Origin of the sequence: Helicobacter baculiformis, from assembly GCF_900197685.1 — a bacterium.
Taxonomy (GTDB): Bacteria; Campylobacterota; Campylobacteria; order Campylobacterales; family Helicobacteraceae; genus Helicobacter; species Helicobacter baculiformis.
On record NZ_FZMF01000042.1, the window covers coordinates 1 to 8,987 of the forward strand.

Sequence of the window (8,987 nt, forward strand, 5' to 3'; positions counted from 1 at the left end):
CTTGCGGTGCGAGTGGTAAGCGCTTCAATGCTCAGCGCTTAGCACAATTCAAAAGGGCGTGTCTTTAGATGGTGTTAGTTCGTGCAGATTAAGAGATTTTTGAGAGCTATAAAGCTTGGATGTAAATGCCAAATATAATAAAAACACTCATTTTAATAACATCGAATTTACTGAGATAGGTTAAAATAGGAAAGGTTTTCTAGCTTTCTAGAAGATCTGTAGACCGATCTTTGGGTTTCCAACTTTGATCTTAACAAGGAGGTATCATGGCAGATGTTACTAAGAGTGTTTTTAAGGTAGCGCTTTTTGGCATGTGTTGCTTAGGTAGCCTATATGCCAAAGGAGGTGGCGATCAGGAACTTTTGATGGCTCAAAAGGCTTATGATCACAAGGATTACCATGGATCTTTTGAACATTTGTTAAAAGCTGCGAAAATGGGTAGTGCTCAAGCCTACAATGATTTGGGGGCTATGTACAAAAAAGGTCAAGGTGTAGAAAAAGACTACAAAAAAGCCCTAGAGTATTACAAAAAGGCTGCCGACATGGGACTAGCCGAAGCTTATACTCACATTGGATCGATGCATCGAGATGGGCAGGGTGTAGCAAAGGACTACAAAAAGGCTTTCCAGTACTATCAGAAGGCTGCTAAAATGGGATGTCCAAAGGCCTATTGGAGCTTGGGAGACATGTATAAAAAAGGGCAGGGAATTGTTCAAGATGGGTTGGCAGCATCCATGTACTTTAAAAAAGCTTGTGATAAGGGCTATAAGGACGCTTGTAAAGCTCAGGCAATGAATTGAGTAACACATATTAACCTTATCCAACAAGATTGCCTTTCTTTTCGTATCTAGTGCAGGGGGGTTTGCAAGATTACGCCTTTGCCGGATTGGTGTGTGAGACAAGCTGACAGGGGCAGAAGCCCGTAGCCGTTGCGCGGTAACTAGCACGGGGATAAGCATACTACTTACCCTGGCTCGTCTGTAAAATTCCTACTATGGAGATACAGAGTAAGAACTAGCAAAGGCAGTGTGTTTGTTCCATACGGAGTGGTTTTTTATCAAAAACGCGGCAGCTTAAAACTCATAACTCAAATAGACTGTTATGGATCTTCCCGGACCGGGCTCTCTACCTGTAGGGCTGGTGAAAATACCCCTAAACCAATACTTCATATCGAAAATATTGTTGGCTTGCAAGCTACCTACAATCTTATGCCGTCCACTCTGCCAAAATACTTGACTTACCTGCACATTCCATACCCAGTACCATGGCAAGAGTCCTACGCTGTTACAGGCATATTCTATGCCACTCATGAAAACAACGAACGGCGGAGGAACGGCAAAACATTGTGTTGCAGACTTAGTTCTGTTGAGTATAGAGGAATAGGCGCGGCTGTAAAAATAACTACTAATCCCAAAAGTCGTATTTTTGTAGGTATACATCGCATCAAAGATAAATTGGTTTGGGCTAACATAGGGGAGTCTGTTGCCCTTGACATTGACAGACTCGCCGGGAGGAATAAAGCCTTTATACCAAGGTCCTGATGTCATGCTTATTCTTTCGTTACTAGTGATGACCGCATCAATGTAGGTATATCCCAAATGAAATTGCAAACCTCTAATAGGCGTATAATAGAGCTCTAACTCCACCCCCTGACTTCTAGCGTTCTTAATTGGCTCCAGCGTATAGCCTCCTGACCAATAATCCTGAGCAAATGTTACGAAGTAATTCGCATTAAAACTCAATAAATCCTTATAGGTATAGCGTGAGCCCACTTCTATCTCATTGAAAGTTTGGTTGTAATTCGTATCAGTGAGCTTAAGAAAATGGTGTTGGGGTGGGATGAAGCTACGGCGGTAGTTAAAGTACAATAACCAATCTTCAAAGGGTTTATAGCCTACATTTAAAGCTGGGCTCCATTCGTTGTAAATCCGCTTGGTAGCAGGTGCCCAAAAACCATTGTAGGCACTAGCAGAGGAGGGGTTACTTGGGCTTGGGTTAGGGTAACTCCAAGGGTGATTGAGCGCATTATAGTTCAGATAGGTATAGCGCACCCCAGGAGTGATAACAAATTTACCTTTGAAAAATTCTAGCTTGTCGCTTAAATACGCAGCGACATAGTTATTGAACATGTCCTGCCAATATTGGGCAATAAAACCTGTGCGTGCATAAGGGGCCATGCCATTACATGATTTGCTGGTCGCGTTCCAATTACATGTGGATTGCAAGGGGCGGATCCACATATTAGTGTTCATGTAGCGCAAACCCACTTTGAAGGTTTGTTTAACGGATTTGGTTGCCACTACCAAATTCAAGTTGGGTTCAATAGCGTTCATAATATAGCGCTGAGGGTGATCGAAAATAAAAAAGCCTTGATAGTTTTGGTTTGTGTAGGCCGGAATTGTGGTGCTGAATGTATGGTATTGGTGATGCCACATATAACCACTGTTGTAAGGCGCATTATTAGTGTTATTGACATTTTCATAGTTGGAATCTACTTGGAAATCCCGTGTGATATTATGTCCATAGTAGGTGAGCGTGAAATCCCCACCTACTTTGGAGGTATCGCCAAATAATGTCTGATAAACCGCTCCCCAACGCATAGCCTTACCGCTTTTATTATTATTGGGACGCAAATTTTGGAAACGATCTTGCTCGTAGTCTTGCGCACTCAAAGAGCCCGGATCGGTTAGAAAAAATTTGTAATACTGATAATAAGCTGTAATTTTGTTGCTCTCATTGATTTGGTAGAGCAGGTCTAGCATGTAGTTTTGAATATTAGTCGGGCTATCATATCTGAAGCCTTGCCCGTTTAGCCAGTTAGCTTGAGCCTGCACGCCGATATATTTGTTAATCATTCCCCCACTGCGCACATAGGTATTATATAAAATATTATTGCCAAGAGTCTTGCTTTCAGGTTCGCCTTTGGTTGCAGGACCTGCAAATCCTCCATTAGAGCGTCCCCAAAAAGTCATTCTCTCGGCAACCTGATTTTCCCACTTGTAGGGGATAGATTTTGTGATGATATTAATCACCCCACCAAAGGCGTTGGGGCCATATTGCACACTTTCACCACCCTTAGTAACACTGATGTGATCCACGGACTGGAATGTAACCGGAAAGATAGACATGCCAATGTTGGCATAGGGTGCGACATACACAGGAATGCCGTTGACCAAAACTAAGGCGGTGCTACTATCGCCCTCATACCCACTTCCCCCAAAGCCTCTCACGGAGAAGCTAGGTACAGCTCCGATTCCAGTAGCATTTCTCACATGGATACCCGGGACATTTTGCAAGGCCTCTTCAATGCTTTGATTAGCCTGTTGGGTGAGAGCCTTGTGTGAGATCACCGTGCGACTGCCTATGTAGCTTTTAACATCCTTGCTTCGCCAACTTCTTGGAGCCTCTTCATCTGCGCGTGTTCCTGTAGCTTCTATGCGTTGTAGGCGGTGAGTCTCCATCTTTTTGGACGATTCTAGAGCTTGCATAATATTGAGTGTTGCGCAACATCCATAAAAGAGAATAACGACTTTTTTCAATATCAATAACCTTTGTTAGAATATGAACTTAAAAAACATGACACACAACTACACAGGCTTCTGATACATTCCCATATCTCACATCTGTAAAAAAACTTAACCATGCCAAGCGCTCTACTTGGTATCCTCGCAACTTTATCCATGTGCAGACTTGCGCTTAAGTTTCTATTTAGTGCCACATCACACCTTTTAGTAATACTAAATAAAACTTAATAATAAATAAAAAAATCATGCAGAAAGCTTATACATAGTGATCCTGCGGAGCAGGACAAACAAAAGATAAAACAGGGTACAAAAATAAAATACTTACCTGGACGCGCGTAAAACTCCGTCCTTTAGGGTGGAGATGTAAGCATTCTATAAGCTAAATAAGACTAGCGTCGTCTTAGGTAAGTGGATTTAGTCAAAGCCCAATGTGGTAAAGTTATGTTCGCCCATTTTGCCATGTGGTTTTTGCATAGTGGTGGGCTTTTAGTCAGCTAAATCCCGCCCATACTAAGGTCTTAAGAGTCTCTTGGGTTAGGAACTAGCCTTGCGGACTATAAACAGCAAAACCTTTCGAGTTAGTGTCCGTTAGGACGCTTTAGTTAGGAAGCTCCCTTGAGATTCTCAGCCTTGGTGCAATCCTCATAAGTAGCCCCTCAAGTCCTTAGTTACTCCCCTGCCATATTCATAGGCTTCTGCTCAGATGGAGAATTTGAGGCGATTAGCGTCATTGTACGAATCGCGAAAGTCCTCGCGATCCAATGAGCAGGCTGTTTGGCTGTGCTTTAGGGCTTTTTTCAAATCTCTAGCACCCCTTCATGATTGCCATCTTCATACGCCTCTGCCAAAGCTGCATGTGCTGCAGCACTTGGAAAAATCCTTGCTTTTGACATCACCGCTGTAGGCATTGCCCAAGAGATAATACCCGCGTGCCTTACCCTCCGCTTTTTGGAAATACTCTAGGGCTTTGGGATAATTTTCACGCTTAAAAGCTTTTTGCGCGATCGCTTCCCAAATTTGGCAGGCTTTTTGAAGATATTGTTGGGCTTTTGTTTTATCTTCTAAGACACCTTCTCCATAATCTCTCTCCAATCCCGTTCAATCCCAAATCGCACCGCAATAATGCTACAATAACCCCAGCGGATTGACCGCGAAAAATCTTTTGGAGGATCTGATGAAAAAACATGTAGTGTTTTTTGAGGCTGTGGGCGGCACAGATAAGGGCAGAGACGGGCACAGACGCGACACCATGCCCATGATGGATTATCTCAAAAAGCTAGGCTGGCAGGCTGAGGTGGTGCAACTCACCGATGAAATCTTAAAAGATAGCGAAAAAACACAGGGCATTTACGAATATGTGCAAAAAGTGGCAGATGCCTATGTTTCACGGGTCAATCCGGGCAATCTCAAAGAAGAAAAGCTTTATTTTGATCTCTTACGCAAACTCTGCGACCATGGCGTGATTGGCATGCCCCATCCGGATGCGATGATTGGTTATGGAGCAAAGGACGCGCTCACCAAACTCGCCGATACTGAGCTAGTGCCCGATGACACTTACGCCTATTATGACAAAGAGGAGGCAAAGCGCATCGGGGTAACTTGGGCGGATAAACACGATTTCAAAAAGACTTTCCCTAAAACCCTCGCTAAGGGCGAACGGGTGTTAAAACAAAACCGCGGCTCCACTGGAGAGGGCATTTGGCATGTGCAATTAGAAGAACCCCTGCCTGCAGGAGCAAGTGAAGTACCTTTAGAGGCTAAAATCAAATGCATTGAAGCGGTGGACAACCATGTCGAGCACCGCAAGCTGGGCGAATTTATGGATTTTTGCGAAAAATACTTAGTCGGGGATAATGGCATGCTGGTGGATATGACCTTTTTGCCCCGCATTAAAGAGGGCGAGATTCGCATTCTGATGCTCTACAAACACCCCATTTATGTGGTGCATAAAAAACCCGCTGAAGGTGCAGATGCCTTTAGCGCGACTCTTTTTAGCGGAGCAAAGTACCGCTATGACAAGCCCGAGCAATGGAACGATCTAGTGCATTACTTTTTAAGGCAACTCCCCCATATCCAAAGCAAATTGGGCAATTACGACCTGCCCTTGATTTGGACAGCCGATTTCATTTTAGACACGGATGAACATGGCAAGGATAAGTACATTCTAGGCGAAATCAACTGCTCTTGCGTGGGCTTTACCACCCCGGTAGAGTTTTTGGACAAAACCGCGCGCAAAGTGGCTAATACGATCATTGACATCGTAGAGGACAAGTTAAGCTAGTAGATTGCCATGTTGCCCTTAATTTTTGGTTTGCCTGCTGCCTTGAACTTAGCCGAGTCTTTCATGGACAATGTCGTTAGAGACAAGGTTACCCCCAAGCTTGGGAGCATTTTGTATTGTCGCCTCATAGGACCTACGACCCATACGGGGATTTATGTGGGCAATCAAAAAATTGTCGAATTGCTAGGTTCGGGCAAGGTCAAGCTCTCCACCCCCAAAGAATTTATTAGCGGCACGCAAGCGTTGAGCATTTATGTGTCTTGTCGGGGCAGTGAAGCTGTGGGCTTTGCCCAAGCGGCACAAAGGGCAAAGGACCTTGTGGGCAAAACTCTAGACTACCCCACTATGGGTGTCCCCACAGAAAAGCACGAGCGCAATTGCCATTGTTTCGTTTATGAGTGCCTCACGGGCGAACATGACAGCCAAAAGTGGACTTTACTAGACATTGAAACCAAGTTTCGAGGCGCATATTTTGACAACTGGCGGGTATGGGATTTAAAAAGCGAAGAGTTGTTTTAAGCTTAAAGTTTTTGGCTTTAAGGCTAACGTTATCCCTCCAAATGCCCGACTCATCTCAAACCTCCACGCTTCTTGGCGTATAGCAATCCGGGTTATTGGTTAGTGTTGGTGCCAATAAAGGATTTTATTTAAAACCCTTAAAGTCCTGCAATCCTCAAACATCTCTTTCATCTTGCTCTCTTCTACACTAGAAATATCCCAATCAAAATTTTTGCGCTTGAATTATGGGATATTTTCAACCATGCTTACATTTCTATCCTCATCGAATTTGATTTCTGAAAATAGTGCATGCAAAATATCTATGGCACTAATATCAATTTTCCCTAAACACACACTCTCATCTCTGACTAGATCTTGTGCTCTTCTCTTGTCTTAGGACATAGCGTTTTGTATAGGCTTTTAGTGTTGCTAGGCTATATGCTTGAATTTTTTTGGTTTTTAGCAGCCAACTGCATAATATCCGCGATCGTTCTAACCCATATCCTCTAAAATTATTCTTGCTTGTTTTAACCAGCACGGCATCCTTAGATACGCTAAAGATAATAATCCTAAATCTTTTTTTCAAAGGTACCAATAGCGCTCATCTTATCAAGAGCGTTATTGACACTTCTGAAATCCGTTTGCTCATCGATTTTCATTTTTGCCTTTTCTGCCAAAAACGCCCGCACTTCTTCAAGCAATGCTTGATTGTCTTTGTCCTTTGCTGACTATTATTTGTACTGACTGAGGTATGGCTAACTTAAGATTGAGGTTAGACTCTAATTCTGAAACCTTGCCAAACAACCCATCTACCGCGTTCTTGAGCTCTAAAAACGCTTTTTCAAAGTCTGGCAACAAGGTGCTAGACTTTTTGGGATCGGCGATTTGATGATCGCATCTGTATAGCTGGCGATCTTGCCGGTGTTGTTCTCATAATCCTCATCAATGGCGGTCAGCTCCATTGGGTCCTGGTGTCTGCCTTGCTCACCACGATGTAAAGCTTTTTGTGCTCCAAATCCAAATTTGCAAAAACTCTACATCGCTTTGAGTCAAGTTCCCACTAGAAGCGTCTGCAGCGGTGAGCCATAAAATCGCGCTAGAATTAGAGAGAAACTCTTTAGCCGTGTTCAGGTCTTGGGCTTTGTTGGCATAGCTGTCAGGGTTATACCCGGGGGTGCCGATAAAACAAATGTTGGTGTATTCTTCATTGTTAAACTTCGTGCCCACCACCATAAAGGATAAAATGTCCTTGAGATTGAAACCAAAATCAAGAGGTTTATCTGCGGTGTGGGTGAGTCTGTCTAAAATATCCGGGGCGATTTTGCTCAAATGTACTACCCCATGATCCATCCCTAGAATGTGAGAGTTTTCCGCGTGCATCACATAACTAGGGATCGCGGTGGTGGGATTCATCCCAATGGGGAGTTGAATCTGTGCGCCCAATAAACTATTGACAAAATAGGATTTACCGGCACTAAAGCCTCCCTCCACAGCGATGATGTGCTTTTTAAAGAGCTCCGGATAAGCAGCCACCACCACGATTTCATTCTCAATGGCTTGCAAGCGCAACAACACATCTAATTCATTAGGGATGGCGATCTTCTTGGTCAAATCCCTAAATTCGGCGATAGCGGTGTTGAAGTGGGTGAGGTTTTCCCCAGTGGATTTTGTAGATAAAAGCGCGCTAATGATTTCTAAAACTTGGGTTTTGGATTCTAAAAGCTCTTGAATATTGTTGCATTCTGCCATACTTGCCTCTTTCTCTTGGATAGTTTTTTGGATTTTGGCGCGCAAGCGCGCCGTGATTGCTTGAATGCGGGCGTTTCAAACAGAAATCCCACTCAGCAAACGCGGCGCGTTTGTTTTAGTAAGTGGGATGAATGCTAATTCGTGGTATAACCCTCGCATACATTCGTATCTAGCGCAGGAAGCGCGCAAAGTTACGCCTTTGGAGGTACGATGTGTGAGATCAAAAAAAACGCGACGCGTTTTTGGGACTGCATTCGAGCTCAAACTCTGCAAAATCCCTATAGGAATACAGAGTGAGCGCGCCATAGAGCTCCAAATCTTATCCATGGGGATAGTTAGCTAGTATTGACATGTCTATGCTAATATCTGCCATGTAATTCAAGGGATAATGTTCTCGTGGGGCATTAATCTTTGGAATAGGGAACATAAAATTCTAAACGGAGCTGTCCCGCTTGAAGCCACAATCTCCGCTGAAGTCAGAATCCCCTAACTTTGGTTATGGGGAGCATGTCAAGGAAAAAATACTTTTTCCCCATACCCAGCCGCCACTTAGACAGCTATGGTATGATTATAGATAGCAAATAACACATTCATTACACCCGCCCATATCTTTGACGATAGCATGGAACAAGTGAAGCAAGGCGACCTAGAAAACATTCCCGTGTTGTTTAGAAGTGCGGATAGCGGACTAGACAGAGGCTTGCAAACACGGCTAGAATTAATCATACAATCCCACCATGTAGCTATACTAGAACTCAAAGATTTCACGTTTACACGTCACACTACGCACAAGCTACCCAAAGATTGGTTAGAAGCAGGCGAAACCATGTCGCAAAAAATGTGCCTAAGAAATTATCGTACTGATCCAAGTTAAATACTCCAAGAAATAAAGTGATGCAAATGGGCACAGGCAATAACAGCGTGGAGAGCAAGCC

8 protein-coding genes are annotated in these 8,987 nt (G+C 43.7%); 3 read left to right on the forward strand and 5 right to left on the reverse strand.

Annotated features, from left to right (window positions below; genetic code table 11):
* Window positions 1-266: 266 nt before the first annotated feature.
* Complete coding sequence (locus tag C6G87_RS06565) at window positions 267-800, forward strand: tetratricopeptide repeat protein (RefSeq protein ID WP_104752725.1); 534 nt, start codon at window positions 267-269, stop codon at window positions 798-800.
* Between the two features lie 273 nt (window positions 801-1,073).
* On the opposite strand, the gene C6G87_RS06570 is transcribed toward C6G87_RS06565, so the two are convergent.
* Window positions 1,074-3,488, reverse strand: coding sequence for a TonB-dependent receptor family protein (locus C6G87_RS06570; protein ID WP_104752732.1), 2,415 nt, complete (start codon window positions 3,486-3,488; stop codon window positions 1,074-1,076).
* Between the two features lie 867 nt (window positions 3,489-4,355).
* Window positions 4,356-4,616 carry an SEL1-like repeat protein gene (locus tag C6G87_RS06575; protein WP_104752726.1) on the reverse strand — a complete coding sequence of 87 codons (261 nt, stop codon included), beginning with the start codon at window positions 4,614-4,616 and terminating at the stop codon, window positions 4,356-4,358.
* 82 nt (window positions 4,617-4,698) lie between these two features.
* Here C6G87_RS06575 and C6G87_RS06580 point away from each other — a divergent pair, with 82 nt between their 5' ends.
* A complete protein-coding gene (locus C6G87_RS06580; protein WP_104752727.1) occupies window positions 4,699-5,805 on the forward strand; it encodes a Cj0069 family protein in 1,107 nt (368 codons plus the stop codon).
* A gap of 9 nt (window positions 5,806-5,814) precedes the next feature.
* A complete protein-coding gene (locus C6G87_RS06585) occupies window positions 5,815-6,324 on the forward strand; it encodes a C40 family peptidase (RefSeq protein ID WP_233709051.1) in 510 nt (169 codons plus the stop codon).
* 548 nt (window positions 6,325-6,872) lie between these two features.
* Here the strand turns inward: C6G87_RS06585 and C6G87_RS09000 are convergent.
* The 3 genes from C6G87_RS09000 to C6G87_RS06590 all read right to left on the reverse strand — a co-directional run bounded on the left by C6G87_RS09000 (window position 6,873) and on the right by C6G87_RS06590 (window position 8,097).
* Window positions 6,873-7,004, reverse strand: coding sequence for a hypothetical protein (locus tag C6G87_RS09000; RefSeq protein ID WP_267892700.1), 132 nt, complete (start codon window positions 7,002-7,004; stop codon window positions 6,873-6,875).
* A 126-nt stretch (window positions 7,005-7,130) separates the two neighbouring features.
* A complete protein-coding gene (locus C6G87_RS09005) occupies window positions 7,131-7,265 on the reverse strand; it encodes a hypothetical protein (RefSeq protein ID WP_267892701.1) in 135 nt (44 codons plus the stop codon).
* 22 nt (window positions 7,266-7,287) lie between these two features.
* Window positions 7,288-8,097, reverse strand: a complete 810-nt coding sequence (locus C6G87_RS06590; RefSeq protein ID WP_104752729.1) for a dynamin family protein — start codon at window positions 8,095-8,097, stop codon at window positions 7,288-7,290.
* Window positions 8,098-8,987 lie beyond the last annotated feature (890 nt).

Excerpts from the sequence above, each read along its gene's own strand:
- C6G87_RS06565 (WP_104752725.1), top strand. The coding sequence starts at position 267 with ATGGCAGATGTTACTAAGAGTGTTTTTAAGGTAGCGCTTTTTGGCATG.
- C6G87_RS06570 (WP_104752732.1), bottom strand. The coding sequence starts at position 3,488 with ATGCAAGCTCTAGAATCGTCCAAAAAGATGGAGACTCACCGCCTACAA.
- C6G87_RS06580 (WP_104752727.1), top strand. The coding sequence starts at position 4,699 with ATGAAAAAACATGTAGTGTTTTTTGAGGCTGTGGGCGGCACAGATAAG.
- C6G87_RS06585 (WP_233709051.1), top strand. The coding sequence starts at position 5,815 with ATGTTGCCCTTAATTTTTGGTTTGCCTGCTGCCTTGAACTTAGCCGAG.
- C6G87_RS09005 (WP_267892701.1), bottom strand. The coding sequence starts at position 7,265 with ATGGAGCTGACCGCCATTGATGAGGATTATGAGAACAACACCGGCAAG.